Origin of the sequence: Thalassospira sp. CH_XMU1420-2 (genome assembly GCF_037029325.1) — a bacterium.
Lineage (GTDB): Bacteria > Pseudomonadota > Alphaproteobacteria > Rhodospirillales > Thalassospiraceae > Thalassospira > Thalassospira povalilytica.
This window is the reverse complement of sequence record NZ_JAYMEG010000002.1, coordinates 153849-178774: the sequence shown is the minus strand read 5'-3', so window position 1 is coordinate 178774 and position 24926 is coordinate 153849. Positions and strand designations below refer to the sequence as shown.

Annotated in this window: 23 protein-coding genes; 9 read left to right on the top strand and 14 right to left on the bottom strand. The window is 56.3% G+C overall.

What is annotated here, in order from left to right; translation table 11 throughout:
• Positions 1-58 precede the first annotated feature (58 nt).
• The gene (locus tag WA429_RS05555) at positions 59-1090 is read left to right on the top strand and encodes a substrate-binding domain-containing protein (protein WP_287465728.1); all 1032 of its coding nucleotides are present in this window, start codon (positions 59-61) and stop codon (positions 1088-1090) included.
• 13 nt (positions 1091-1103) lie between these two features.
• On the opposite strand, the gene WA429_RS05550 is transcribed toward WA429_RS05555, so the two are convergent.
• From WA429_RS05550 to WA429_RS05535, 4 genes are all read right to left on the bottom strand, one after another.
• Positions 1104-1700 (bottom strand): LysE family translocator, encoded by a 597-nt coding sequence (locus WA429_RS05550; RefSeq protein WP_068517600.1) that lies wholly within the window; start codon positions 1698-1700, stop codon positions 1104-1106.
• Between the two features lie 233 nt (positions 1701-1933).
• Positions 1934-2386 (bottom strand): YqaA family protein, encoded by a 453-nt coding sequence (locus WA429_RS05545; protein WP_101247471.1) that lies wholly within the window; start codon positions 2384-2386, stop codon positions 1934-1936.
• Positions 2387-2505: 119 nt separating this feature from the next.
• Complete coding sequence (gene pdxA / locus WA429_RS05540; RefSeq protein WP_101247470.1) at positions 2506-3528, bottom strand: 4-hydroxythreonine-4-phosphate dehydrogenase PdxA; 1023 nt, start codon at positions 3526-3528, stop codon at positions 2506-2508.
• A gap of 33 nt (positions 3529-3561) precedes the next feature.
• Entirely contained in the window at positions 3562-4566 is a 1005-nt protein-coding gene (locus WA429_RS05535; RefSeq protein WP_287465730.1) for a 2-keto-3-deoxygluconate permease, read from the bottom strand.
• Between the two features lie 210 nt (positions 4567-4776).
• On the opposite strand from WA429_RS05535, the gene WA429_RS05530 reads away from it, so the two are divergent.
• Positions 4777-5565, top strand: a complete 789-nt coding sequence (locus WA429_RS05530; RefSeq protein WP_068517607.1) for a DeoR/GlpR family DNA-binding transcription regulator — start codon at positions 4777-4779, stop codon at positions 5563-5565.
• Positions 5558-6595: a four-carbon acid sugar kinase family protein gene (locus tag WA429_RS05525; RefSeq protein WP_287465731.1), complete on the top strand. Its 1038-nt coding sequence runs from the start codon at positions 5558-5560 to the stop codon at positions 6593-6595. The genes WA429_RS05530 and WA429_RS05525 overlap by 8 nt, the downstream gene beginning before the upstream one ends.
• Before the next feature lie 97 nt (positions 6596-6692).
• Here WA429_RS05525 and WA429_RS05520 read toward each other — a convergent pair whose 3' ends face one another.
• Both WA429_RS05520 and WA429_RS05515 read right to left on the bottom strand, forming a co-directional pair.
• Positions 6693-7118, bottom strand: a complete 426-nt coding sequence (locus WA429_RS05520) for an organic hydroperoxide resistance protein (RefSeq protein WP_068517610.1) — start codon at positions 7116-7118, stop codon at positions 6693-6695.
• Positions 7119-7266: 148 nt separating this feature from the next.
• The gene (locus tag WA429_RS05515; protein WP_287465733.1) at positions 7267-8310 is read right to left on the bottom strand and encodes an alpha/beta hydrolase; all 1044 of its coding nucleotides are present in this window, start codon (positions 8308-8310) and stop codon (positions 7267-7269) included.
• Between the two features lie 418 nt (positions 8311-8728).
• On the opposite strand from WA429_RS05515, the gene WA429_RS05510 reads away from it, so the two are divergent.
• Entirely contained in the window at positions 8729-9184 is a 456-nt protein-coding gene (locus tag WA429_RS05510; protein ID WP_082817715.1) for a MarR family winged helix-turn-helix transcriptional regulator, read from the top strand.
• A gap of 88 nt (positions 9185-9272) precedes the next feature.
• Here WA429_RS05510 and WA429_RS05505 read toward each other — a convergent pair whose 3' ends face one another.
• From WA429_RS05505 to WA429_RS05495, 3 genes are all read right to left on the bottom strand, one after another.
• Complete coding sequence (locus tag WA429_RS05505) at positions 9273-11336, bottom strand: methyl-accepting chemotaxis protein (RefSeq protein ID WP_287465735.1); 2064 nt, start codon at positions 11334-11336, stop codon at positions 9273-9275.
• A gap of 227 nt (positions 11337-11563) precedes the next feature.
• Positions 11564-11983, bottom strand: coding sequence for a DUF1801 domain-containing protein (locus WA429_RS05500; protein ID WP_336107195.1), 420 nt, complete (start codon positions 11981-11983; stop codon positions 11564-11566).
• Complete coding sequence (locus WA429_RS05495) at positions 11983-12396, bottom strand: MAPEG family protein (protein ID WP_287465737.1); 414 nt, start codon at positions 12394-12396, stop codon at positions 11983-11985. The genes WA429_RS05500 and WA429_RS05495 overlap by 1 nt, the downstream gene beginning before the upstream one ends.
• Positions 12397-12818: 422 nt before the next feature.
• Between WA429_RS05495 and WA429_RS05490 the strand changes: the two genes are divergently transcribed.
• Positions 12819-14411: a lysine--tRNA ligase gene (locus WA429_RS05490; RefSeq protein WP_101247465.1), complete on the top strand. Its 1593-nt coding sequence runs from the start codon at positions 12819-12821 to the stop codon at positions 14409-14411.
• A 126-nt stretch (positions 14412-14537) separates the two neighbouring features.
• Here the strand turns inward: WA429_RS05490 and WA429_RS05485 are convergent, their stop codons facing one another.
• Complete coding sequence (locus tag WA429_RS05485) at positions 14538-15404, bottom strand: LysR family transcriptional regulator (RefSeq protein WP_287465738.1); 867 nt, start codon at positions 15402-15404, stop codon at positions 14538-14540.
• Between the two features lie 167 nt (positions 15405-15571).
• On the opposite strand from WA429_RS05485, the gene WA429_RS05480 reads away from it, so the two are divergent.
• On the top strand, positions 15572-16321 hold the full coding sequence (locus WA429_RS05480) for a hypothetical protein (protein WP_287465739.1): 750 nt from the start codon (positions 15572-15574) through the stop codon (positions 16319-16321).
• Between the two features lie 82 nt (positions 16322-16403).
• Here the strand turns inward: WA429_RS05480 and WA429_RS05475 are convergent, their stop codons facing one another.
• Positions 16404-17459, bottom strand: a complete 1056-nt coding sequence (locus tag WA429_RS05475) for a hypothetical protein (protein WP_206927899.1) — start codon at positions 17457-17459, stop codon at positions 16404-16406.
• 42 nt (positions 17460-17501) lie between these two features.
• On the opposite strand from WA429_RS05475, the gene WA429_RS05470 reads away from it, so the two are divergent.
• From WA429_RS05470 to WA429_RS05460, 3 genes are all read left to right on the top strand, one after another.
• A complete protein-coding gene (locus WA429_RS05470; protein ID WP_336107194.1) occupies positions 17502-17888 on the top strand; it encodes a hypothetical protein in 387 nt (128 codons plus the stop codon).
• 44 nt (positions 17889-17932) lie between these two features.
• Positions 17933-18523 (top strand): TetR/AcrR family transcriptional regulator, encoded by a 591-nt coding sequence (locus tag WA429_RS05465; protein ID WP_068517630.1) that lies wholly within the window; start codon positions 17933-17935, stop codon positions 18521-18523.
• Between the two features lie 600 nt (positions 18524-19123).
• Positions 19124-19714, top strand: a complete 591-nt coding sequence (locus WA429_RS05460; RefSeq protein ID WP_068517631.1) for a DUF4136 domain-containing protein — start codon at positions 19124-19126, stop codon at positions 19712-19714.
• Positions 19715-19823: 109 nt separating this feature from the next.
• Here the strand turns inward: WA429_RS05460 and WA429_RS05455 are convergent, their stop codons facing one another.
• From WA429_RS05455 to WA429_RS05445, 3 genes are all read right to left on the bottom strand, one after another.
• On the bottom strand, positions 19824-20699 hold the full coding sequence (locus tag WA429_RS05455; RefSeq protein WP_068517632.1) for a branched-chain amino acid aminotransferase: 876 nt from the start codon (positions 20697-20699) through the stop codon (positions 19824-19826).
• Positions 20700-20832: 133 nt separating this feature from the next.
• Positions 20833-24039, bottom strand: a complete 3207-nt coding sequence (locus WA429_RS05450) for a CHASE domain-containing protein (RefSeq protein WP_287465740.1) — start codon at positions 24037-24039, stop codon at positions 20833-20835.
• Between the two features lie 208 nt (positions 24040-24247).
• Positions 24248-24868 carry a S24 family peptidase gene (locus WA429_RS05445; protein ID WP_068518747.1) on the bottom strand — a complete coding sequence of 207 codons (621 nt, stop codon included), beginning with the start codon at positions 24866-24868 and terminating at the stop codon, positions 24248-24250.
• Positions 24869-24926 lie beyond the last annotated feature (58 nt).

The window sequence follows — 24926 nt, the reverse complement described above, 5'->3', positions numbered from 1 at the left end:
CTTTTGGCATGGATCGGGGTGCCAAAAACCAGCCGCGCCGAAAAGGAGACCGTTTGGAATGATTTCCTGTGTCAGGGCCGGTTTTGGTCTTCAGTCCTTGTTGTTGGTGGTTGTAGCGATCAGCATTTTAGCAGGCCCGTCGCGGCATGCCATGGCCGGGCGGGTTTTTGCCCTGATCACCAAGAATGTCGGTGATCCCAATTTCATCGAGGCCTGGCGCGGATGCAATGATGCTGCGCGCATCAAGGGGGATCGGTGTGTGCATCTGGGTGGTGACAATCTGGGATATTTCAGGGCCCAGAACCGCGCGATCGAAGATGCGGTTGGCGAAGGCTACAGCGGCGTTGCCATTTCGGTCACCAAATCGGAATTCATTGCTGAAAACGGTCTGCCCAAGCTGATTGAAACCGGTGTGCCGGTCATTACGTTTGATTCCGATCTGATTGCGCCGTTTCACCATCTCAGACAGGCTTTTATCGGTGTGGAAAACCATCTGATCGGGCGGATGCTTGCCCGTGAATTGCAAAACCGCCTGCCATTTGGCGGGAATGTCTGTTTGATGAGTGCCGGGCCCTATGATCCCAATCTGAATGAACGGATCAACGGGTTTCGAAGCGAAATCAGAAAAACGTCCGATCTGGGCAGTCAACCGCCGTTAAATGGAAGTGGCGGCTGGTTCGAAAGCCCGCGCTGTCCGTGGTTCAACAAGGACAATCTTGATCTGGCGATGACGCAGTTCCGCCAAAGCATGCTGGATGACAGGCTTGATGCCTTTATCACGGTCGGATCATGGCCGTTGCATGATCCGCAGCGATATGTGCAGACCTTTCGCAATTTGCCGGCAGAAGCACGCCAGAACCGGCCGTTGATCCTGATTGGCGGGACAGGCGCGCCAACACCCGAACATGTGTCGATCCTGCGCGATAAAATGGTCGACGGGCTGGTGGCGATTGATTTCTATAACCTTGGCAATGTTGTCTATCACTATCTGGTGTCACTGACGCAGGACAAGGTGCTGGGCGATCTGCCGATTGTTCAGCCGCACTTTATCGGGGAGGATGCCTATAGCAACAAGGACGACACCCAGTAATCGCACGGTCGGCTTATAGCGTCAGATAGATCGCACTTGCCGCCAGCAGGGCCGCCATGATGCGGTTAAAAATGCGGATGCGGGCGGGATTCCCCAAAAAGCGTGACAAAAACGCCCCGGCATAGGCCCAGCAGGCAACAGAAGCAAAACAGATCACGAAATATATCGCGGTAAATTCCCAGATCAGGGTCGGCGCACCGGACGCGGCATAGGCGCCCATCCCGGCGATTGATGCCAGCCACGCCTTGGGGTTAAGCCATTGCATCACGGCACCGGTCATGACCGACGGGCCCGTGCCGGCATCGGATTTTCCCAACTCGCCATTTGATGAAAACAGCTTCCAGGCCATGAATAGCAAGAAGGCAACACCGGCCCACTGAATGATCGTGGTCAGCTGCGGAAAGGTTTCAAGCAACTGATGCAGGCCAAGCCCGATCAAAAGCAGCAAAAGGCAAAAGCCCGCCGTCGCCCCGAAGACAAGACGAAGCGAAGGGCGAAACCCGTACTGGACGCCGGAACTCAGCACCAGAATATTGACCGGGCCCGGCGTGATCGAGGCGGCGAGCGCGAAACTTGCCATGGAAAGATAAAGGCTGAGGGTGGCGGTCATCGGATGTTTCCTGCTGGCTGGTGTCCGCTTTGTGGGGCCGGAGCGGTTAAATTGTTGGAGGCAGGATGAGACCGTTTTGCCGTGATTTATTGAACGATATTGTCCTGTCGGGAATTTTGCCCCGGCGGATGCAGTGCCCAAGCGGATTGCCCGTGCCGACTGCCCAAGCAGATTGCTCAAACCGGTGGCCCAAGCCGATGGTTTGTATCAGTGCAGGGTGTGCCGTGATGGCATTATGACAGCATCGATGCCAGTGCCGATGCCCCGCCGGCAATCATGGCATAGCGCGCGGCCTTGCCAATGGTGACCAGGATCAGAAACGGGACGAAACGGACCCGCATCACCCCGGCAAACAGGGTCAGCGGATCGCCAATGATCGGAAGCCACGCCAGAAGCAGCGACCAAAGCCCGTATTTCGAAAACCATCGTGCCGCACGATCAAGTGCCGCGCCCGATACCGGGAACCAGCGACGATCGCGAAACCGGTCGATAGAAAGGCCAAGCGCCCAGTTGATGATCGATCCGATGACATTGCCCGCAGTCGCAATCATGACAAGCAGCCAGACCGCGTGATCCCCCTTGGCGACAAGGGCGCCCAGTGCCGCCTCGGACGTGCCGGGCAGGATGGTGGCCGAGGTCAGGGCAGAAAAGAATAACCCGGCAAAAAGGGCGATATCGGTTGTCATCGCACCGGATTAGCCTGCTTTTGCGGCGCGGTCCAGCATCGAAGACATAAAAAAAGCCCGGCTCATTGACGCCGGGCTTTGGTCGGTCCACCCCCAGAAGCGATAATCTGAAAAACAGATTATGCCGCAGGACCGATAGCGCGATCATTTGGTGCCAGCTGAACCCCATAACGGATGGCCGCGATCAGGCTTTCGTAACGGGCAATGCCCTTGCCGGCGATGTCGAATGCGGTGCCGTGATCGACCGACGTGCGGATAATTCCGCCCTTAAGACCGACGGTGATATTCACACCTTCGTCAATCGACTGCACCTTGACCGGGCCGTGACCCTGATCGTGATAGCAGGCCACCACGACGTCAAAATCACCGCGTGTCGCACGGTAAAACAGGGTATCGGCCGGAAGCGGGCCCTGAACATCAATGCCTTCCTTTTGGGCGCGTTCGATGCCGGGGATGAGTTTTTCCTCTTCCTCGCCCTCGCCAAACAGGCCGTTTTCACCGGCATGCGGGTTGATGCCGCAAACGGCAATGCGCGGTGATGTCTGACCGGCCTTGGACAGGGTGTCATGGGCCAGCCGGATCACCTGATAGGTCCGTTCCGGGTTGATGCGGCGGATGGCTTCGATCAGACCAACATGGGTGGTCAGATGAATGACCTTCATCTTTGGGGTCGCCAGCATCATCGAATAGCTTTCGGTCCCGGTCAGTTCCGCCAGGATTTCGGTATGGCCGGGGAAGATATGGCCACCGGCATGCAGGGCTTCCTTGTTGAGCGGAGCGGTGACAATTGCTGCCACGCGCTCTGCCTTGGCCATATCGATGGCGGCACTCAGATATTCAAAGGCGGCATGACCGGCCTTGGCATTGACTTCGCCAAACGGAAGATCGGCAAGATCAAAGCCCGGATCGGCACAAAGAACGGTGCCCATTTCCGGTTCTTGCGGAACCGGATCGGTTGGCAGGAACGTCTTGATGTCGAATTTTGCACCGACGATATCGCGGGCGACGGCCAGTTTGCCTGCATCGCCAATAACGATCGGGCGGGCCATTTCGTAAGTTTGCGGATCGGCAACGGTGCGTGCAACGATTTCCGGACCTACGCCGCAAACATCGCCCATGGTGATTGCTACGATCGGTTTCATGTTTTTACCTTCTTTTATCTGCGTGCCGGGTGATCAGGCGGTGGTTTCGCCCGACCCGGTTGTGGTTTCTGCCTGCTGGTCGGTCATCCCGGTCAAGTCGGTGCGGCGAACAAGGAACGAGATATAGATCGGCAGCAAAATGGCCGTTGTCACGGTCGATGCCGCGACCTGAACGGTTGCAAGATCGGCCAGCTGGCCAAACAGCGGGTTGGCCGCCGCAATCGCCATCGGGGTGGCAACAGCGTTACCGGCGGTCGATCCTTCGGATGCGCCGACAATCGGGTTCCATTTCATGACACGGAACACGATATAGCCCGCAGTACCGGTAACAAAGACCGTCAGGATACCGATCAGAATGCCGGCAAGGCCGCCTTCGATGATGGCCTGGAAATTGATGCCCATGCCAAGCGCAAAGGCAAAGAACGGGATCAGCATGTCGCTGCCCTTGGCAAGGAATGCGCGCAGTTCATGATCAAGGTTGCCAAGCACCATGCCAACAACAATCGGCAGCAGCACGGCAACAAACGAAATGATCGAGAAGAAGCCTTCGACAAAGCCCATCGCACCAAAGACCGTCAGTGCGATCATGGTCAGGAAAGGACCGTCATTCAGGGCAAGGATGGAATAGGCAGCCTTGTCATCGGCGCGTCCGTACTGACCGACAATCGCGACATAAAGTCCGCCGTTCGAGTTGGTCATTGCCGCGATGATGGCAATCGGCACCATGCCAAAGAACAGGCCGCCACTATCGGCCATGGCATAGGCCAGAAGACCGACCGCAGCACCGGTAATCCATTTGACAACCAGAAGGGTCGCGCCCTTGGCGGCCGCCGTTCCGACATTTGACAGGGTGATCTGGGCACCGGCACAGAGCAGGAAAAGTGCGATCAGTGCGCCAGCACTATTGACGAAAAGGGCTTCGGTGAAATTGCCGATGCGCAGCAGGTCCGGCGCAAAGGTATTGATGGTCGCGCCAAGCAAAAGCGGGACAATCATCATGCCGCCAGGAATGCGTTCGAGTGTGTGTTTGATTTTCATGGGTTCCTCCCGAAGGACCGCTGTGGGGAAATTAATTTCCCGATTGATTTTGATTGATCGTGGGAGAAATTGACACTAAATGGAATTTATTGGAAGAAAATATTCATAAAAATATCCAAAATTTGTATCCGTTGGGTGATTTTGGAAGATATTGGCTCGTCTTGGCGTGCGGAGATGTGCTAACACAAAGAAAAAACCAAGGAGGCGTTCATGTTGCCAGCCAAGCGACGTGCCAGAATTATCGAATTCCTGCGCCGGGAGGAAATGGCGTCACTCAAGGAACTGGCCGAACGGCTGGACATGTCGGTGTCCACGATCCGGCGCGATGTTGAATATCTGTGTTCCACCGGGCATCTGACACGCACCCATGGCGGGGCGATGATGAATGTCAGCGACCGCAAGGGGTTCGAACCCGAAGCCGCGATTTCATCCGAACTGGAAAGGGATGCCAAGAACCGCATCGGCCAACGTGCGGCTGCACTTATTCAGCCCGGTCAGACCGTTTTGGTAGATAGTGGAACAACCACCCTTGCCGCGGCACATGCCATGGTCGAACGCGATGTGCCTTTCACCGCCTTTACGAACGATCTTTCGATCGCGTCGGTTTTTTCCCAAAGCAACACGATCAATACATTTGTCGCGGGTGGGAATGTGCGCCCCGGTTCATCGACATTGCTGGGGGCGTCGGCTGTGCGCATGATCGAACAGCTTCGCGCCGATGTCGCGATCATCGGGGCCCACGCGGTTTCAAACGATGGTCTTTCGGACAGTTCAATCGAGCTGTGCGAAGTCAAACGCGCAATCATTTCGGCGGCGGAATTCGTGGTTCTGCTGGTCGACAGCAGCAAGTTTTTCAGCCGCAGCTTCAGTCTGTTTGGCGGTCTTGAGGAAATCGGACTGATCATTACCGATGACCGGATCAGCCCGGACATGCTCAAGGAACTGAAACAAAGAAACATACCGGTCGAAACGGTATCGCAAGAGGTGCCCAATGAGTGACGTGCGTATTCTGGCCGATGATTTGACCGGTGCACTTGATGCCGCTGCCCCGTTTGCATCGCCTGATGCGCCGGTGCGCCTGATTTTGTCGGATGGCGGAATGCTTGGCGCCAAGGTGACGATCAGCAGCGAAAGCCGCGATCTGCCCGAAGATCAAAGCAGGGCCGCGGTCGGGCGAGCCTTTCAGTTGCTTGGCGATGGCGGGGATAATGTGAATCGCACGGGTCAAGATCGGGCCTTGTGGTTTAAAAAGGTCGACAGTGTCCTGCGCGGCAATTCGATCCTTGAAACCATCGAGATGATGCGATGCGGGGCGTTTTCGACCTGTATCTTTGCACCGGCCTTTCCCGAAATGGGCCGCCGGACACGCGATGGCATGCATGAAGTGCGATCCGGCAATGACTGGGAACCGGCATCGGTCCATGATTTGCGCCAGGCGTTTGCCGATTTTGGTGTCGAAGCACAGATATTTTCACCCGGGAACCCGGTCAAGGGCGTTGTGATCGGCAATGCGGTGACGCAATCAGATCTTGATGTGCTGGTGGCGCGCTGTCGCGATGTGCCCGACATCCTGTGGGCGGGAAGTCGCGGACTTGCACAGGCACTGACCCCGGAATTCACAAGCCGCCCGCAACCGCGGTTATCCGTCATTGTGGCCGGTACGGCCCATCCGGTGACCCGAAAACAGATTGCAAATGCCGTGCGTCACGGTCTTGGATCCGTCGCGAACGGGCCGGTCCTGCTTGATCCGGTGCCGACGGCAAAAAACGCCGAGGAAACAGTCGCCGCACTGATGGAAGAAGTCCCGAAACTTTCGGTGCATCCGGGAACCGGTCTTATGGTGATTGGCGGGGATACATTGTCGGCCATTCTTGCGGCCAGCGGCGCCCAATCGATGGAATGTTTTGGCGAAGTCGGGCCGGGATTGCCGGTGTCGCGCATTCTGGGCGGACAGTTTGACGGTGTCGATATCGTGACGAAATCCGGTGGATTTGGCGACGAAGCATTGATCGAACGCATGATCGCCTGAGCACGTCATAAAAAAGGCCCGGTGCGGGGGACACCGGGCCTTGCAACGCCGATCAGCTTTCGGGGGGAGTGCCGATCAGCAGGGGGGAGCCTTGTGATCAGGCAATGACCGATTTGACATCGACATTGCCGCGCGTTGCATTCGAATACGGGCAGATCTTGTGGGCTTCTTCGACCAGTTTTTCGGCCTCGGCCTTATCAAGGCCCGGAAGCGAGACGGTCAGGGTGACGGCAAGGCCAAAGCCGCCGGCCGAACGCGGACCGATCCCGACATCGGCGGTTACCGAAACATCGGCCGGGATTTTCGGGCCGCCCTGGGAAGATACGAATTTCATCGCACCGATGAAGCAGGCGGAATAGCCCATGGCAAACAGCTGTTCGGGGTTGTTGCCGTCGCCACCCGCACCGCCAAGTTCCTTAGGCGTGGTCAGCTTGACATCAAGCGAGCCATCAGCCGTTTTGGCGCGACCATCGCGGCCACCGGTTGCAGAAGCTTGTGCGGTGTATTTGACATCTACAGACATGGTTTTCATCCTTTGTTTGAACCGTGTTTCAGTTCTGGTTGACGACCCGGCTGTCCATCGCATCTTCTTGCATATGTCGCCGGGGGTGGGCAGGCGCAACCGCGCCTACCCGAAAGAGAGTGTGAAGGTTTCGTGTCAGACCGGGTGATCAGTTGCCATGAAGGGCCGTGTGCAGGTACTGGGCTGCCTGGGCAATCGCGCCTTTGGCGGCCGGGGTATCGGCAAGGGCATTAAGCATGACAAAATCATGGATCGTTCCGTTATATCGGGTGACCGTGACATCGACGCCAGCCTGGGACAGTTTGCGGGCATAGGCTTCGCCTTCGTCACGCAGCACGTCATTTTCAGCGGTAATCACAAGAGCAGGTGCCTGTCCGGAAAGCTGTTCGGCGCTGGCATGGATCGGGGTTATTTTCGGGTCCTTACGGTCAACGCCTTCGGGCAGGTACTGGTTCCAGAACCATTCCATTGCCGGCTTGGTCAACCATGGGCCATTGGCAAAGGCGCGATAGGAGCCATTGTCAAAATCGGCATCAGTCACCGGATAGAACAGGACCTGGGCGGTGATCGCCGGGCCTTTGCGTTCCTGGGCCAGAAGCGAGACCACCGCGGTCATGTTGCCCCCGACACTGTCACCGGCAATCGCAAGGCGGGTCAGATCGATATTAAGCTGTTCACCATGTTCGGCGACATATTTGGTCACGGCGTAATCCTGTTCGATGGCGATCGGATAACGCTGTTCGGGTGAACGTTCGTAATCGACAAAGACAAGGGCAGCATTGGCGCGCACGGCCAGTTCCCGAACCAGGCGGTCATGGGTGCCAGTATCGCCCATCACCCAGCCAGCGCCGTGGAAATAGACAATCGCAGGCAGGCGATCCTGATTTCCGGCCGGACGGATGATGCGGACTTTTGTCTGGCCGGTCGGACCGACGCCAAAGACGGTATCAGTAATATCAACGGCCGGTTTGGCAATTTTGCCGGACTGGGCACCGGACAGAACATTGCGGGCCTCGGTTGGGGTCAGGGTATAGATCGCCGGGCCGCCCGATGCTTCCAGGGCATTGATGAAGTTCCGGGTGGTCGGTTCAAGAACCGGTTCAGCAAAAGCAGCAGAAGAGGCAATCGCGGTCGAAAAGGCCAGTGCGGCAGATACTGCGGCGGTGGCAATTTTTGATTTCAATGGGCTCATGGGTCTGTTCCTTTGATCGGCCCGGTAGCGGGCGCTGTGTGTCTGTGTGGAATTATGTATCGCACACAATTTAATCGTGCACGATATAAAAAATGAAATAGCAGGCATGCAAATGAATCGCTTGTAATTAAATCGTGCACGATATAAATTATCAGGCTTTGTGTTTCACGCCGATCCGGATTGCGCCGAAGGTTTCGTGAAGCAAACGGCAGAAAGCTTGAGAAAAAAGCAGAAAAACCCGCAGGAAACCGGCAAGAAAGCCGAAAGTGATCCTGTAACGTCGCCCGAATGCCGGGCCGCGGGTTTGACCATAACCGCCGCCCGATATATGTCAGGGCAGCATATATACAGATGTCAGGACACTGTTTGGTGATCTGACAAAGACGCGATGTCCGACAGTTTCAGACAGGATGAACCGATGAAAGACACGTCCAAGGAAGACTTTTTGCAGCTTGAAAAGTTTCTGTGCTTTTCGGTTTATTCGGCAAGCCATGCCTTTAACCGGATCTATAAGCCGCTGCTTGACCAGATTGGCCTGACCTATCCGCAATATCTGGTGATGGTCAGCCTGTGGCAGGAAGACGACCAGTCGGTTCGCAGTATCGGTGAAAAGATGTATCTGGAATCCAGCACCCTGACACCGTTGCTTAAACGGCTCGAAGCCAATGGTCTGGTCATGCGCAACCGTGATCCCAATGATGAACGGTCTGTGCGCATCCGCCTGACAGAACAAGGCAAGGCATTGCGCGAAAAGGCCGAAGAAATTCCGACCTGCATTCTTGAGGCCACCGGCCTTGATATTGAAACTGCCAAGCGCCTTAATCGCGATTTGCGGGCATTGCGCGATCAGATCGAAAAACCGCGCCGCGCCTGATCATCTGGCCTGCGCAAGTGTCGGCACACCAAAACGGGGCGGTCATATGACCGCCCCGTTTCGCCACCACTCCCAATTCATTTTATGATTATGCAGCCTGTTTGTTATGTGTGGTGAGTGTATCGATATGGGCGCGCATCACTGCAAGATGGTCACCATCAAGCGGGAATTGCAGGATGCTGTGTCCGTCTTCATGGCGGGCAACACGGGCATTGATCGGCTGATTGATGCCATCAATCACCAGTTCGACCACTTCGCCCGGGCGCAGATCCGGTGATGGCGAAATCCGGACATGGGCACAGGAAATTTCCGACAGGGTGATATTCATCGTCTGTTCGCCAAATGTGATCCTGCCGCCGACATTGATGTCATGGACGCTGTAGGTGTCGTCATGAATGTCGGAATTCTGCACCGCAGCCAGGAAAATATCGACCTCGCGGCTCAGAAGGGCGGCTTCTTTGGCGGTGGTTTCTGCAACGGTGTGGACTTCGGATGCATTGCCGCTGACATCTTCGACCTGACCGCGGATTTCACCCATATTGCCGGCCACCCGTGTCGCGCTTTCCGATACAAAGGTCACGTTACGCGAAATTTCGCGGGTTGCGGCATTTTGCTGTTCGACGGCCCCTGCGATCCCGGTGACATATTCATCGATGCTTTCGATCACGGCAGCAACATCGCCAATCGCACGGGCCGAACGGTCGGCGACTTCCTGAATGCGGGTGATGCGCTGGGCGATTTCATCGGTGGCGTTTGATGTTTGTTTGGCAAGGGTTTTGACCTCGCCTGCGACCACGGCAAAGCCTTTGCCCATTTCACCGGCACGGGCGGCTTCGATGGTGGCGTTGAGTGACAGCATGCTGGTCTGTTGCGCGATCGAGGTGATCAGGCTGACCACTTCGCCGATTTCACTGGCCACTTCCTGAAGGTTCTTCATTTCTTCGCGCGAGACTTCGGAATGGCGCACGGCATCACGTGACACATCGGTAAAGTTGGAAACATGGTTCGAAATTTCTTCGATTGATGCCACCATTTCCTCGACCGCGGAGCTTAGCGAACTTGCATTGCCCGACGATTGTTCGGCTTCGGTGGCGACCGTCAGGGCCAGGTCATAGGTCCGGCCCGAATTGTCACGCACACCGCTTGCACGGTTTACCATGCTTTCGGAACTGTTGAGGATACGGCCGAAAACCGCACCGATCGAGGACCCGAACACGCTGACCAGATGGTTGCGTTCATCCTGGCGGCGCATTTGAAGGGCATCGATTTTCTTTTGTTCTTCTTCAAGTTCGCGGGCGCGAATCATGTTGGCCTGGAACACTTTCATTGCATCGCCGATATCGGCAACCTCGTCGCGATACTTGCTGGCCGGGATCGGGGTGTCGAGTTTGCCATCAGCCAGCGCGCCAAGTGCCGACGTCAGGTTCTTCATCGGGCCGGAAATGCTGCGTCCCAGCAGAACCGACAAGATGATGGCAAGCACGGTCGCCGCACTTGAAAGGATGGCGATCATGGTCTGACCGCGAATTTCATCCTGAAGGGCAACTTCCATCGAGGCACGGGTAAAGGCGGAGACTTCCGAAAGAAGGGCCTCGACTTCGTGATCAAGGACGCTTTGTTCTTCCTCGACCTTGATGACGGCCTGCTCGAATGTGGCGGCGTCATAATTGCCGGTGGTGACCTGATCAAAGATTTCCTCGATATGAAGTTCATAATCGAGATGTTCTTTTTCGATCCGTTCAAGCGCGATCAGGACTTTTTCAAATTCCGTGCGCGCCGCATCACTGAGATCACCGGCCAGGAAATCCTTGACCATCTGATGGGCGGTGGCGATTTCGTCGTCGGTCAGGTGGGCGACTTCGGTGAAATGCGCCCTTACGGACTCAAAGGTTTCGCTTTTGTCATGGGCGGAAATATTGGCGATCCGCAATGCCTTTTCCATCAGGATGGCCTGTTCAAGCTGATGCTGCGTGATTTTTTCCAGAATACCATTCAGCGGCAGGTCGCGATGGGCGACTTCTTCGAGCTCATGGCCGATAACCGACATGGTATAGACACCCACGGCACCCAGAATGCCGATAAACACGACCAGCATTCCAACCAGACTGTAAAGCCGGTGCGAAATACGTAAATTCTTGAAAACGCTTGGCATTGACCTTTATCCCCGATGTAGTTCCATCCATAAAAGTATAGGAAACTATCCATAGGTATATAATGCCATGGGATAGGAATATACCCTCATATGGGGAGGTATTTGTCCACACTCATACAACCACGCACCGCCATCGCGCGGCACACGGGCGTTTCAGGGGTATTTCAGGCGTTTTTTTGGGGTGTTTTTTCAGGCTTATTTTTTTTAACCGGCTGTATGTCGCTCCATCAGGCGCGCTTTTTGCGGTCCAGATGATAGGTCAGCGCCCATCCCAAAAGGGTCCTGATCGCATTTTCAGGAAGCGGCTGATCAAGGGCGAAGATGACCGCGCGATTGCCCGAACAGGTCAGTTCGGGGTGCAAAAGGCTGCGGGCGCGGTCAATCAGGTCAGTTTTGCAATCCAGGAAGATCATCACCTGATCGGGTGTCTTTTCCTTACAGTCGGCACGAATGGTGGTGCCCGATCCCGATATCGGGCGCCAGGCCGGTTCCCCCCATTTCAGGCTTTCTTCAATCGCACCAACCCCGTCCAGCCCGGCAGCCAGATCATGGATCATGTCGCGGATCCGGCTGATCTTTTCGCGGGCCGGGTCAGGGAAATGCGCGATTTTTGCCGTTATGGCGGGCGATTTTTGGTCAATGCCCATCACATGCCAGCAGCCATGGTCAGATTGCCAAATGTCTGAACCAGCAACCAGATACCGCAAATCACCATGGTGGCATGTTGCATCACCATGGCCGGCGGGATCAGGCGTTTGCTTGACCAGTTCAGGGTCCCGACTGCATGCATGATGCGCGCGGCAATCAGAATGATCGCAACCACCCAGATAATGTCAGACGTTGCCAGAACGGCCTCAAGCGCAAGCACAAGCAAGGTGCAAAGCGGTGCATTTTCAATGAAATTGCCATGGGCACGAATGCGCCGGCGCAGGATGCGGTCATCACCATCACCGGTCGCGATCCCCAGATCACGGCGGCGCAGCGACACAAACAAACTCAGCCCCGTAAGCATCAGGGCGAAAATCGCAACGGTACAGACGGTCACAGGAAGGGGCAGCATTGGCAAATTCCTTGTCTGATGGCACAGGATGCAAAGATCACGTCTCATACAACCATGCATTCGGGTTGCTATCAACAAAATGCCGGTATCGGGACGCTGGCCACCCCGAAAAGATCGGGGCTTTGCAATGATCTATCGGGAATGTACGGCAATTATCGGGCAGGCTTGGCAAAGCCGGGCCGACATGGCTGTTGCAGCCGGGGCCGGGCGGGGCTGGTGCGGGGCAGGGACGGGGCAAACGGGTTTGCATGAGGTCGCAGGCATGATGAATTCCGCGATTATTTGGCAGCCATGCGCAACAGATGCTTGATCTTGGGCGGTGGTGAGGTATAGCTTCGCGCACGCACGCGATCCGGGTGATCTGCCGTGCATTGGTTTTCCACGTTAATTTAACGATCCAACTGACAAACAAGGTTTCAAAAATGACAGCCGATCTTCGAGATGCCGCACTTAACAGCAACGTCTGGGCTTTTCAGGAAGCCAGCAAGCTGGTCAAGCGGTATAAACAGAAGGCGCCTGAAAAGGGCTATGTCCTTTTTGAAACCGGTTATGGTCCGTCGGGTTTGCCCCATATCGGCACCTTTGGCGAAGTCGCGCGCACAAGCTATGTCCGCCGCGCGTTTGAAACCATGTGCGATATCCCGACCAAGCTTTTCTGCTTTTCCGATGATATGGATGGCCTGCGCAAGGTGCCCGACAATATCCCGAACAAGGACATGGTCGCCCAGCATCTTGGCAAGGCGCTGACATCCGTTCCGGACCCGTTTGGCACCCATGAAAGCTTTGCCCATCATAACAACGCCAAACTGCGCGAATTCCTTGACGGTTTCGGGTTTGAATATGAATTCAAATCTTCTACCGAATGCTATCGTTCGGGCATGTTTGACGATGCGTTGCTGCGCGTTCTGGAACGCTATGACGCGATCCAGAAAATCATGCTGCCGACCCTTGGCGAAGAACGCCGTGCGACCTATAGCCCGTTCATGCCGGTCGAACAGGACACCAACAAGGTCCTGATGGCCAAGGTCACCGAGCTGAAACCCGAAAGCGGCACCATCGTTTACGAACATCCCGAAACCGGCAAGCTGGTCGAAACCCCGGTCACCGGCGGTCATTGCAAATTGCAGTGGAAACCCGACTGGGCGATGCGCTGGTATGCGCTGGGTGTGGATTACGAAATGGCAGGCAAGGACCTTATTCCGTCGGTCGAACTTGGCAACAAGATCGTCAAGGCGCTTGGAGGCACCCCGCCGGAAGGCTTCAATTACGAGCTGTTCCTCGATGAAAATGCCCAGAAGATTTCCAAATCCAAGGGCAATGGCCTGTCGGTCGAAGAATGGCTGACCTATGCGCCGGAAGACAGCCTGTCGCTGTTCATGTTCCAGAAGCCGAAAACCGCAAAGCGTCTTTATTTCGATGTCATCCCGAAAACCGTGGATGAATATCTGACCTTTGCCGAGAAGCTCAAAACCGAAACCGATCCGGCCAAAATCCTTCAGAACCCGGCCTGGCACATCCATGCCGGTACGGCCCCGGATCGCGACATTCCGCTGTCGTTTGGCATTTTGCTGAACCTGGTTTCGGTGTGTAACACCGATGACCGTGATCTGCTGTGGAAGTTCATTTCGCGCTATGCCACCGGTGCAACCCCGCAAAGCGCGCCGTATCTCGACAAGCTGGTCGGCTATGCGATCAACTATTATCGTGACTTCGTCAAACCGACGAAGAAATACCGTCCTGCTACCGAGGCCGAGCAAGCAGCCCTTCGCGATCTGCGCGATGCGCTGTCGAAAATCGAACCGGGCACCGATCCGTCAGACATCCAGACCGAAGTCTTCACGGTTGGCAAGAACCACAATTACGAGAACCTGCGTGACTGGTTCAAAACGCTTTATGAAATCCTGCTGGGTCAGGAACAGGGCCCGCGCATGGGCTCCTTCATTGCCCTTTATGGTCTTGAAGAAAGCGTTGCCCTGATCGACCGCGCCTTGGCCGGTGAAGATCTGGGGGCCTGATTTCAGGCCGACCGTTACCAAACATGACAAAGGCCCGCATCGTTGTGATGCGGGCCTTTTTGTTTCGGGGCGCTGGTTTGTTGCTTGTTAGATGCTACCTGCCGCCGGTTGCGTTCAGGTTGGCTGTCAACACCGGGTAAATTCGGCGATCAGTTCATTGGTTTCCGGTCGTGATATCTGATGGCGATAGCGCAGGGCGACCACATCGCGCGTGATTTCCATATCGCGGATCGGCAGCGATACCAGATCCTCCCCGGCCGGAATTGCCGTTGTCGGCAGGATCACGGCCCCGGATCCCTGACGCGCCAGTTCAATCAGCCAATCCACCCGATTGGAACGATAGGCCGCATACAGCACATGCCCCTGATCGGCACAGGCGGCATGAAGGGTATCGCGCATTTCGCAATTGGGCCGGTCCAGCATGTTGATACTGGCAAGATCGCCAAGTGAAACGCCATCGCACCGGGCAAGCGGATGATGGGGGGCGACGACAAGTTTATAGTCCTCACGATAGAGAGTATCTATGCGATATAGCGTCGGACTGGCCGGTTGGGCGGTGATGACAATGTCAAAATCACCATCACGCAACCCGGAAAACAACCCGTCAGCCGGTGCGATGATCAGTTCGATTTCGGCCTGTGGGATGCGCGTTATGAACCGTTCGACCGCCCTGGAAACTCTGCTATGGCCGATGGTTTCGCCGATGCCGATGCTGATCGGGACCCTGTCTAATCGGGTATGGCGGATGGCGTCGGCCTTGGCTTCGATCGTTTCGGCAAGAACCCGGGTCAGGCGCGGTTTGACCAGTTTTCCAAGCGGTGTCAGCCGGCACCCGGCCCGGTCGCGGATAAACAGGGGCCCGCCCAATTCATCTTCAAGCTTTTTGATCGCAGTGGTCAGGGACGGTTGCGACACGTTCGATGCATTTGCCGCATGGGTGAAGTTGCGATGTTCGCATACCGCCAGAAAATAGCGGATCTGGTTCATCTCCATGACTGTCTCCCGGTATTGTCACCTTTGACAGGGTCTTTCGATCAATATCCATAGTCAATGGCTATCGTAAAATAGGGCATCGGAATTGGCGCAAACTTGGCACGTCATGGGACAAGTGTGGCACGGGATATGCCCCGGTTGACCACCAATATTCAGGAGATCTGACCATGAAACCTGCCATCCTTCCAATCGTTTCGGCTTTGGCCTTTGTCGTGGCCGGCATGCCGGTTCGGGCACAGGAAAATGCCGCCGATCACCGTACCGCCAGCTTTATCGAAATGCCGGCCGCACCCGGTCAGGCCGATGCCTTTGCCGAATTTCTGGCCGATGCCGCGCCACTGGTGAAACAGGGCGAACCGGGAACCGCCCTTTGGTTTGCGCTTAAGGCGCAAGACACGCCACAAGACAAGTCACAGGACAAGCTGGCGATCTTTGATGTCTTTGTTGATGCATCGGCGCGCGATGCACATTTTGCCGGTGCTGTGGCCGCGGCGCTCAAAGACAATGCTGACAATCTGGTTGCGGGTGGCTGGGATCGCGGGGTTGTTGCCAATATCCGCAATGCCGACGTGCTTTCGACCAAGGATGCCACCGATCTTTACAGCGCAAAAACCGCAACATTCATCATGATCGAAACAGCACCGGGACAAAGTGACCAGCTGGCGGCCCTGTTGCGCGCGGCCGGGCCAATTGTTGCCAAAACCGAACCGGGCACCTTGTTCTGGGCGGGGTTGCAGATCGACAAGACGACCTTTGCCATCTTTGACATTTTCGCGGATGAAGCCGGCCGTGCGGCGCATTTTGACGGGCAGGTCGCGGGACTGTTGATGGAAAAGTCGGGCGATCTTGTCCGGGGTGGCTGGACGGACGGGGTTGTCGCCAATGTCCGGAATTATGACATCCTGGCGATCAAGTGATGCCGCTTTGCCAATCGGGATCACGATATACCAGATAACAAAGGCCCGCTTCATAATGAGGCGGGCCTTTGGTTTGCAATGCCTAACTTGGCGGAAGATAGCGCCGCCAGGCATGGGTTTCGAACGGGGCAAGAATGGTCTGACGGGCTTTTTGCCAGCCAACGCCAAATGCCATGACCAGCCCGCCAATGATAAAGCAGACCAGAACAATGGTGATCGACGGATCGATGGAAACGCCTTCGAACCCGGATTGCAGCAAGTAGCCGACATAGATCAGCGCGCTGATGATCGGGGACCGGCGATCAACAATCAGCGAAAACAGCATGGCAAGAACAATGACCGGCACCATCACCCAGGGTGATGCGTCAAAGGCAATGGCGACCGAATGGATGGTCATCGGGGCCCCCATGACATAAAGCCAGAAAGCACATTCCGCCCAGCCATTGATGCGATCAGGATCGCGACTGTCGATGAAAACCCCAAGCCCCAAAAGCAAAAGCCCGGTTGCGGTGATCAGGTAATGCAAATAGCTGCTGATGGCCGGGCCGACGGCGGCGGTCAATGCCGACCACAGGACGCCAAGGATGCCGGCGGCAATCAGCGCAAAGGAAACCGGCAACCGGTAACGCAGGAAAAAGCCGACCTGAAAGGCAAAGCCGATCACCGAAACCACAACAAGCACATTGATCGACCGTTTGCCGAAATCAACGACATCATCCAGCCCCGACATTTGATCGGGCGTGCTGGTCAGTGACATATAGATCGCAACCGCATACAGCATGATGGTTACGCCAAGCGATGCCATGATCGCAATCGATGGCAGGGCCGCCTTGAGCTTGCCGGCGATATATTCCGCCAGCACCACATAACCGGCAATCGCGACAAGCGGTGCCACCCAGAATGCCGGACTTGCGGCAAGCATGCCCCAAAGAATGAACCAGCCAATGCTGAGTGCGACGACGCCAAGGGCGATGAAAATGTCATTCATTCCGCGAAACAGGGTGAATTTCTCGGTCTCGGCGGCTTCGTGCGATTGCGCGATCAGGAAGCTTTCCAGTCTGGCAAAGGATTCTTCGCTGATGACGCCAGCCGCGATGGCGTTCCTGATTTCAGCGATGGAAAATTGTCGGTTTTTCATGGGGCGCGTGGTTCCGTTGGTTTTTAATGTCCGGACGCCTTGTTGATAGCGCCCAATGCCGACGGGATCAATTTTTACGAAATATCAGAAAAATCGCAATTTCACGTGATGCGGTTCCGCTGTGGTTGCAGCGCGGTTTCGCCGCAACGCCGGGTGGGCATGGTTTCCAAAGCATCGCTAATGGCTCACCGTTGCCGGGGTGCCGTCTCTGGGGGCGCCTTCGGGATGTTCTTTCCGGCACATCGTTTCCAGAGCATCGTTTCCGGAGCACCGTTCCCGGAACACCGTGTTCGGAGCATCGTTTTTTGGTACCGTCTTTTGGGCGTGGTTTTCAAAGGCATCGTCTTTGAGGCCGTTTGGGGAGCGCGGCATCGACCAATCTGCCTGCGTCGCGCAACCGGATGGTCGGCATTGACGATTTTTTATTGATTTCGTGCATAAGTCAGTTAACTGACTTTAGTGGGGCTGGATTGATGGCAGGCAAACTGACTTCCGGGGAAAAGCGTCAGAAACTGGCGCGTGCGGCGATGAATGTGATCTGGCGTGACGGGTATCACGCCGCCACCATCCAGGCCGTCGCTGACGAGGCGGGCCTGCCGGCCGGGGGCGTGTTTTATCGTTTTCCCAAAAAGCACGATCTTGCCCAGGCCGCCCTTGAAACCATGGAAAACGAGTTCACGCCGCTTTTGGCCAGCATCGCGCCCAATGGCACGGTGCGCCAACGGCTGTCGATCTTTTTTGACTATCTCGATGCGATGACCCCGCGCCGGGTCAGCCATGGCTGCCCGCTGGCAAGATTGATGCTTGACCTTCCGGCTGACGGGGCCTTTGACCCGGCCCGTCAGACCGGGCAGGCGGTATTTGACGGTTTGATCAATTGGGTCGCCGGGCAACTCGCCAGGGCCGGCATGGCCGATGAACGCGCAAGGACCGAAGGCCGCCGGATGATCCTGCGCTGGCAGGGGGCGATCATCCTTGCCCATTCCATGGCCGATCGCGCGATCCTTGATGATGAAATCCGTGACCTGCGCGATACCGCCAACCGGCTGATCGACGGGGCGTAAAGGGGCTGGTGGACGCGGCAGGTTACTGTTGAAGGATACCGACTGCCCGGGGCGTAGTGCTGCGGAGCATCACCGCCTCGGGACCTTAGCACCACGCACGTTAGCACCACAGCACCGCAATGCCGCAGCGTCTCCATGCCCTGAGCCAAGACGGCGAAGTGGCCGGGGATGGCCTGCACAGTACACCGGGCGGTTACAGCCGGTTGGATCCCGCGCACCGATTATGTCGGATGCCCAAGCCCAAGCTCACGCCCACGTCCACGTCCACGCTTAAAGCTCGCCGTCGGAAGCGCGAAGCCAGAAGTTTGAGGCCCCAAGCCTCACGCATCACATGCCCCACGCCCAAAGCGTGCGCCCTTATGGCCGGATCCGGAATGTTTATCTGACTGCGCCGGTCACCCGGCTTGCCGATTGGCATCAAGCCCGGGCGATGGCAGGGCTGTTGGGTGGGCGCGTCGAAGCGGGCGCAATTGATCGAAAAACACATACTGTCAGCATGCGCTTACCATTATTTTGGCAATTTATGATGGTGTAATTCCTGTTCTGAAACGTCATAGTAAGTAGCCAGAAAAGGCCGCAACAGGACAAAGGATACGGGACATGACAAAGATGAAACTTGTCATCGCGGGCGTGATGGCCCTGATGCTTTCGGCATGTGCCGCAAGCGGTCCGCGGATTTATACCGATGTTGATCCGGCTGCGGATTTCAGCCAGTTCCGCACATTCGCCTTCATGGAAGAAGCGGGCAAAAACGCCGAGGCCCAGTATCAGACCCTATCGGGACAGCGGATCGAGGATGCGATCAGCACCGCCCTTGAGGCGCGCGGTTATCGGGTGGATATCCACAATCCCGATATCCTGATCAACTTCCATCTCAAGACCCAGGAAAAAACCCGAAGCTCCCCGCCGGTTTATGTTGGCGGCTATTACGGATATCGCAGCGGCATGTATGTCGGCTGGCCGGGCTATGTCGAGCCAGGCTATGTCGATACCTATACCGAGGGTACGCTGACAGTTGATATGGTCAATCGCCGCACCAATCAGATGGTCTGGGAAGGCACGGCTGTTGCGCGTGTCACAAGCTCGGTACGCGAAGCCCCGAACGAAACGGTGCGCAACGCCGTGGCATCGATCTTTGCGCAATATCCCTATGTCGCGGGCAGTGGCGTTGCCGTGCCACCGGTACAGTGATCCAACTGTTCGCCGACAAATTGCCAAGAAGAACCACCAAACAGAAAAGGGCCGGAAAACCGGCCCTTTTTTTGTCGATACCGCCTTGTGGTCAGTCGGCGCTGGATGATCAGTCGGCACTGGCGGCGGTAAAGGCCATGTAAAGGTCCTGCGCGCGGCGCGTGATCGGGCCCGGCTGCAGGTTGCGATCATCAAGTTTGACGCATGGTGCGACCTTGTAATAGTTGCCGGTGCCAAAGATTTCGTCGGCGGCTTCGAGTTCCTCGTATTTGCAGGTTTTCTCGACCACCTCGACACCGTCTTCACGCAAAAGCGTGATCACGCGCTGGCGGGTCAGACCATTGAGGAACGTACCATTGATCGCCGGGGTATAAACCGTGCCATCCTTGGCAAAGAACAGGTTGGCATAGGAAAATTCCGCAACATTGCCAATCGGATCAAGCATCACACCGGTGTCAAAACCGGCATCAGTGGCCTCGGTCACGGCACGACCGACGTTCGGATAAAGACAGGCGGCCTTTGCCTCGGTCGGTGCACTTTCGGGTGACGGGCGGCGGAAGCTTGATTTGCGCGCGGTAAAGCCGGTTTCGATGGCGGCCGGGATTTCGGATACCGAAATGCACAGAACGAATTGCGCGCTATCAGGGTTCGGGGCCAGGAAACCGTCGCCACCATAGACAATCGGCTTGATATAAAGGGCCAGTTCCGGATCAAATTTCTGAACGCCGTCCTTGACCAGGGCAACGATTTCATCGGTGGTGATCGACGGTTTAAGCCCCATCAACTGCGCCGAACGCAGCACACGCGCACAATGTGGATAAAGATCGGGCATCTTGCCATTCATGCGGCGCGCCCCGTCAAACACGGTCGATGCCATCCACACACCATGGGTCTGCGGCCCCATGATGTTGGGGTTACCTTCGTACCATTCGCCGTTATACCAGGTCCAGGTGGTGGGGGTGCTGTCTGTGGCGGCGTGACCCATTCTTGTACTCCTGATTATTCTTGGTGGGAGCCGGGGACTGGCCCGGCTTTGCCTGTGGGGCGGTCAAATCCGGGCGTCAGAATAGGGTTTTTGCCCAAGGCGGGTCAAAGAAAACCTTGCGTGCGAATGGCTGCTATTCGTCTTGTGAGGACAGTGCTTCCCGGCGGCGGATCAGCATTCGGCTTTCGAGGCGCATCAGTTCGCGATTGATTGCCTTGATATCAAGCGGTTTGGTGCAGTGGGCGTCAAAGCCCGCTGCCCGGAATGTCGCCAGGTTGTCGTTGGAAATATCGGCCGTCAGCGCAAGGATCGGGATGGTTGCCTTGACCGGGTCTTCAAAGGCGCGGACCTGGCGGGTGGCTTCAACACCGTCAAGAACGGGCATGTGAATGTCCATCAGGACCGCGTCAAAATCATCTTGTGCGAGTTTTTCAAGCGCATCCTGCCCGTTGGCGGCCGGGGTGATGGTGTGGCCCTGCTGTTCAAGGAGCTTCTGGGCCAGAATGCGGTTGATTTCGATATCTTCAACCAGAAGCAGGTTCCAGCCGATCACGCGTTCCTTGTCCTGACCGTCAATATCCTGATCTTCGGTTTTTTCGATGGCGGCGACTGCCTCGGCCGAGCTGCGCGGAAGCGTCAGTTCGAACCAGAATTCACTGCCGCGGCCTTCGATACTTTCGGCTTTGATCTTGCCACCCATGGCCTTGACCATGCGCTGACAAATCGCCAGTCCAAGCCCCGTGCCGCCATATCGCCGCGAGGTCGATGTATCGACCTGGGCGAAGGCTTCGAAAATGGTTTCAAGCTTGTTTGACGGAATGCCGATGCCTTCATCACGCACGGAAATGCGGAATGACAATTCATCATCGGTCACCGATTTCGGGGTCACGGTCAGATGGATGTTGCCGAACTTGGTGAATTTGATGGCGTTGGAAACAAGGTTGGTCAGAACCTGTTTGAAGCGAACCGGATCGCCAATCACCCAGCGCGGAATGTTTGCAGGGATTTCCAGATGCAGCTGGTTTTCCTGTGCCCGTGCCGGGACAAGCATCATTGAGGTGACTTCTTCGCAAATCCGGTGCAGATCAAAGGGCACTTCTTCAAGAATAAGACGCCCGGCCTCGATCTTGGAGATATCAAGAATATCACCGATCAGCGACAGCACATGCCGCCCGGCCCCGCGAATGGTCGCCAGATAATCACGCAGCGTATCGACCGAGAAATCCTTGTCGAGATTGTCGCTGGCAAGCTGGGTATAGCCCAGGATGGAGGTCATCGGCGATCTGAATTCGTGGCTCATATGGGCGATGAATTCGGATTTTGCCCGGTCGGCCTGCTGGGCCTGGTTCATGGCACGTTCGGCGGCCTCGCGGGCGTCTTCAAGTTCCTTGGTGCGGCGTGCGACCAGATCAACGACATATTTTTCCGTGCGGTTGAGCGAGCGCAGATAAATCAGCAACAGGATGCTGACCATGCTGCCAAAGACAAAGATCGCCCAGGGCTGCCAGTAATACAGGCTGGCAAATCCGCTATGGGACGGATGCAGGACAATTGTCCAGTCGCGATAGCCGAATGTGAAGTTCGAGACATTCGGATTGAACGGGCTTTCCAGTTCCGATCGGATATGCTCCGCGGCGTAATCGGCCTGACGGTTGGTATAGATCAGCTGATCGTCGCCTTCGGATTTGAGGTCAGCCAGATGAATTTCAAAACCAAGCGGGATGCGTGCAACCCGGGCCGCGCGGGTTATCATATCGGTCAGGCGCAACACCCCGACCGCCAGCCCAAGCGCCGGGCCATTGGGGTTGCGGCGGTTTTCCACCGACAGGAATGCAAGCGATGTGACAACCGCCGATGACGATTGTACCAGCCGGACCGGCTCGGTCAGGGTGAGGTTGCCGGTTTGAAGGGCGGTTTCAAGCGCGCGCCGGCGGGTCGGTTCGCTGGCAAGATCAAACCCGACGGCTGCTTCATTGCCCGAACGCGGAAAAACAAAGAATATTGGGTAATAACCGTCGCGCTGTGCGGCAGGTTGCATTTCGCCGTCAACTTTTTCGCGAATGGCAAAGTTTTCAACCCCGCGCAGTGCCGCGTTTTCTTCGATCAGGGCGCGTGCCCGGCCTTCGATGAACGGGGCCCATTCAAGGGCGGCAACACCCGGACGGCGATTGATCCAGGGCGCGATCATCGCATCAAAGGTATTGGCAGACACACTGCCATGCACATCAAACAGCGTCTTGACCGCAATCAGCGCATCGGTCGCGCGGCCCAGTTCCTCGCGCAGGGATGCTTCAAATGCCAGACGGTATTGTTCGGTCGAAATGCGATCGGCTGTGACAAGCTGGTTATAGGTGTACCAGGATGCCAGACCCGAAACGCCAAAACCGATCACCCCGATCACCACCGACAGGGTGCGGCGCATGCGATGCACATCATCAGATAGCCGCCCGTCACGGGCCCGGGTGGTGACCGATGATATCCGCTCCATCCCCCCGGCAAGGAACAGGGTGCCAACCGAGATCGCAATCACATAGCCATACAGATTGCGCAGCCCGGCATTGATGCCCACCGTGGCAAAGGTGTTGTTGCCCAAGGCGGCAAAAACGATGATATCAGCCACAATGATCGCATTGATCAATGTCGCGCCCAGCAACCCGAACCGGGTCGCACCCCAGATGACAAAGGGCAGGGAGACAAAGATAAACAGAAATTCCGGCTTGGAAATCAGCGGCGTGGTCTGAACCGCAGAGGCAATGACAATGGACGCGATACAGATCAGCGCCAATTCCCCGTATTGCGACATTGAGCGTGGCGATGTCCGCCACTGCATCAGGCGCATGACAAGCGGCCCGACAACAATTGCCCCAACCAGATCACCCAGGAACCAGCCCTGCCAGATATCGGTGAATTTGTTGAAATCGCCAATGACCACAAGGCTGAGCGATGTGGTGCCAAACAATGCCGACAAGGCCGGGCTGCACAGCCCGCCAACCACAAGGAACACCACCATCTTGCGGAATTGGTCAAGCGGATAGTTGCCGCAAATCTGGCGAATAATCAGCGCCGGACCAAGGGCGGCAAGCGTATTGCCCGCGGCAATCAGAATTGAAACGGTCACTGACGGCGACGTTGCCAGATTGACCAGAAGGGCACCGATAAACACCGCAGGCGCATAGCGCCAGCCCCAGACAATCAATGCGGCAAGCGCAATGCCCGATGGCGGCCAGACAAGCGTGACACTGCTGCCAAAGAATGGCAGTTGCAAACCGGCATAGCCTGTCAGGAAATAGCCAAGTGCAATCACCAAGGTGCGTAAAATATACTGGCGTTGCAGCGTCAAACGATGTTCCTTTTCCCCATAAGGGGCACGTATGTGTGCCTTTTGCCATAATGTAAGGACGTGCAACGCGAATTTGAAGACGACCTTTGTGTAATCAAAGGTCTTTTTCCTGCAACCGTGTGGTGCGGATCACGCAAAAGCGACCAAACCCGGCGTTTGACGTGCCTCCCGCCAAACATCCGGCCTGAACATATCGGGAAAGCCGGTTCTACTGGCTGCACCACAAAACACGCGCCACCCAGTCAATCTGATCAGCCGGGACAAAGCGGTCTTCATAGGCGGGATTGAATGATTTCAACTCAACGCCAAGTGCGCCGCGCCGTACCAGTTCCTTGGCCATGACTTCGCCTTCGATCGTTTTGACGACCACGCGGTCATGGGGGCGGATATTTGATGCCGGGCTGACAATGATCAGATCGCCGTCACGAAACACCGGGGCCATTGAATCACCTGAAATGCGAAGGCCATAGGCCGTCGGATCATGCAGGGCCGGAAAGGTGATATCTTCCCACGATCCGCCAACCGGATAACCGGCATCGTCAAAAAATCCCTGATTTCCGGCCTGGGCAAAGCCGATCACCGGAATGCGTCCGGCCCCGTTGCCATCGACCAGTTCGGAGAATTCGCGAAAACTGACATCGGTGACCGACAGTACCTTGGAAATGCTTTCGGTCGAAGGCCAACGCGCCTTGCCTTGTGATGTGGTGCGTTTGGACCGGTTGAATGTGGTCGGGTCAAGCTGCGCCAGTCGCGCCAGTCCCGACGGCGTCAAACCGTGGTCTTCGGCAATCTGGTCAAGGGCGGCCCATATTTGTTGATGTCGGATCATGGCCCATCCTAACAGGGGATCAGCATCGCGTCGAAGGAATTTATTCCTGATTTCACGG

Bases quoted from the DNA above. Each gene is read 5' to 3' on its own strand.
- WA429_RS05500 (WP_336107195.1), bottom strand. From the start codon at position 11,983: ATGGGCATTGACCAAAAATCGCCCGCCATAACGGCAAAAATCGCGCAT.
- WA429_RS05520 (WP_068517610.1), bottom strand. From the start codon at position 7,118: ATGTCTGTAGATGTCAAATACACCGCACAAGCTTCTGCAACCGGTGGC.
- WA429_RS05550 (WP_068517600.1), bottom strand. From the start codon at position 1,700: ATGACCGCCACCCTCAGCCTTTATCTTTCCATGGCAAGTTTCGCGCTC.
- WA429_RS05485 (WP_287465738.1), bottom strand. From the start codon at position 15,404: ATGGAGATGAACCAGATCCGCTATTTTCTGGCGGTATGCGAACATCGC.
- WA429_RS05465 (WP_068517630.1), top strand. From the start codon at position 17,933: ATGGCAGGCAAACTGACTTCCGGGGAAAAGCGTCAGAAACTGGCGCGT.
- WA429_RS05535 (WP_287465730.1), bottom strand. From the start codon at position 4,566: ATGAAAATCAAACACACACTCGAACGCATTCCTGGCGGCATGATGATT.
- WA429_RS05490 (WP_101247465.1), top strand. From the start codon at position 12,819: ATGACAGCCGATCTTCGAGATGCCGCACTTAACAGCAACGTCTGGGCT.
- WA429_RS05505 (WP_287465735.1), bottom strand. From the start codon at position 11,336: ATGCCAAGCGTTTTCAAGAATTTACGTATTTCGCACCGGCTTTACAGT.
- WA429_RS05555 (WP_287465728.1), top strand. From the start codon at position 59: ATGATTTCCTGTGTCAGGGCCGGTTTTGGTCTTCAGTCCTTGTTGTTG.
- WA429_RS05460 (WP_068517631.1), top strand. From the start codon at position 19,124: ATGACAAAGATGAAACTTGTCATCGCGGGCGTGATGGCCCTGATGCTT.
- WA429_RS05455 (WP_068517632.1), bottom strand. From the start codon at position 20,699: ATGGGTCACGCCGCCACAGACAGCACCCCCACCACCTGGACCTGGTAT.
- WA429_RS05545 (WP_101247471.1), bottom strand. From the start codon at position 2,386: ATGACAACCGATATCGCCCTTTTTGCCGGGTTATTCTTTTCTGCCCTG.
- WA429_RS05510 (WP_082817715.1), top strand. From the start codon at position 8,729: ATGAAAGACACGTCCAAGGAAGACTTTTTGCAGCTTGAAAAGTTTCTG.
- WA429_RS05445 (WP_068518747.1), bottom strand. From the start codon at position 24,868: ATGATCCGACATCAACAAATATGGGCCGCCCTTGACCAGATTGCCGAA.
- WA429_RS05530 (WP_068517607.1), top strand. From the start codon at position 4,777: ATGTTGCCAGCCAAGCGACGTGCCAGAATTATCGAATTCCTGCGCCGG.
- WA429_RS05480 (WP_287465739.1), top strand. From the start codon at position 15,572: ATGAAACCTGCCATCCTTCCAATCGTTTCGGCTTTGGCCTTTGTCGTG.
- WA429_RS05515 (WP_287465733.1), bottom strand. From the start codon at position 8,310: ATGAGCCCATTGAAATCAAAAATTGCCACCGCCGCAGTATCTGCCGCA.
- WA429_RS05525 (WP_287465731.1), top strand. From the start codon at position 5,558: ATGAGTGACGTGCGTATTCTGGCCGATGATTTGACCGGTGCACTTGAT.
- WA429_RS05475 (WP_206927899.1), bottom strand. From the start codon at position 17,459: ATGAAAAACCGACAATTTTCCATCGCTGAAATCAGGAACGCCATCGCG.
- pdxA (WP_101247470.1), bottom strand. From the start codon at position 3,528: ATGAAACCGATCGTAGCAATCACCATGGGCGATGTTTGCGGCGTAGGT.
- WA429_RS05495 (WP_287465737.1), bottom strand. From the start codon at position 12,396: ATGCTGCCCCTTCCTGTGACCGTCTGTACCGTTGCGATTTTCGCCCTG.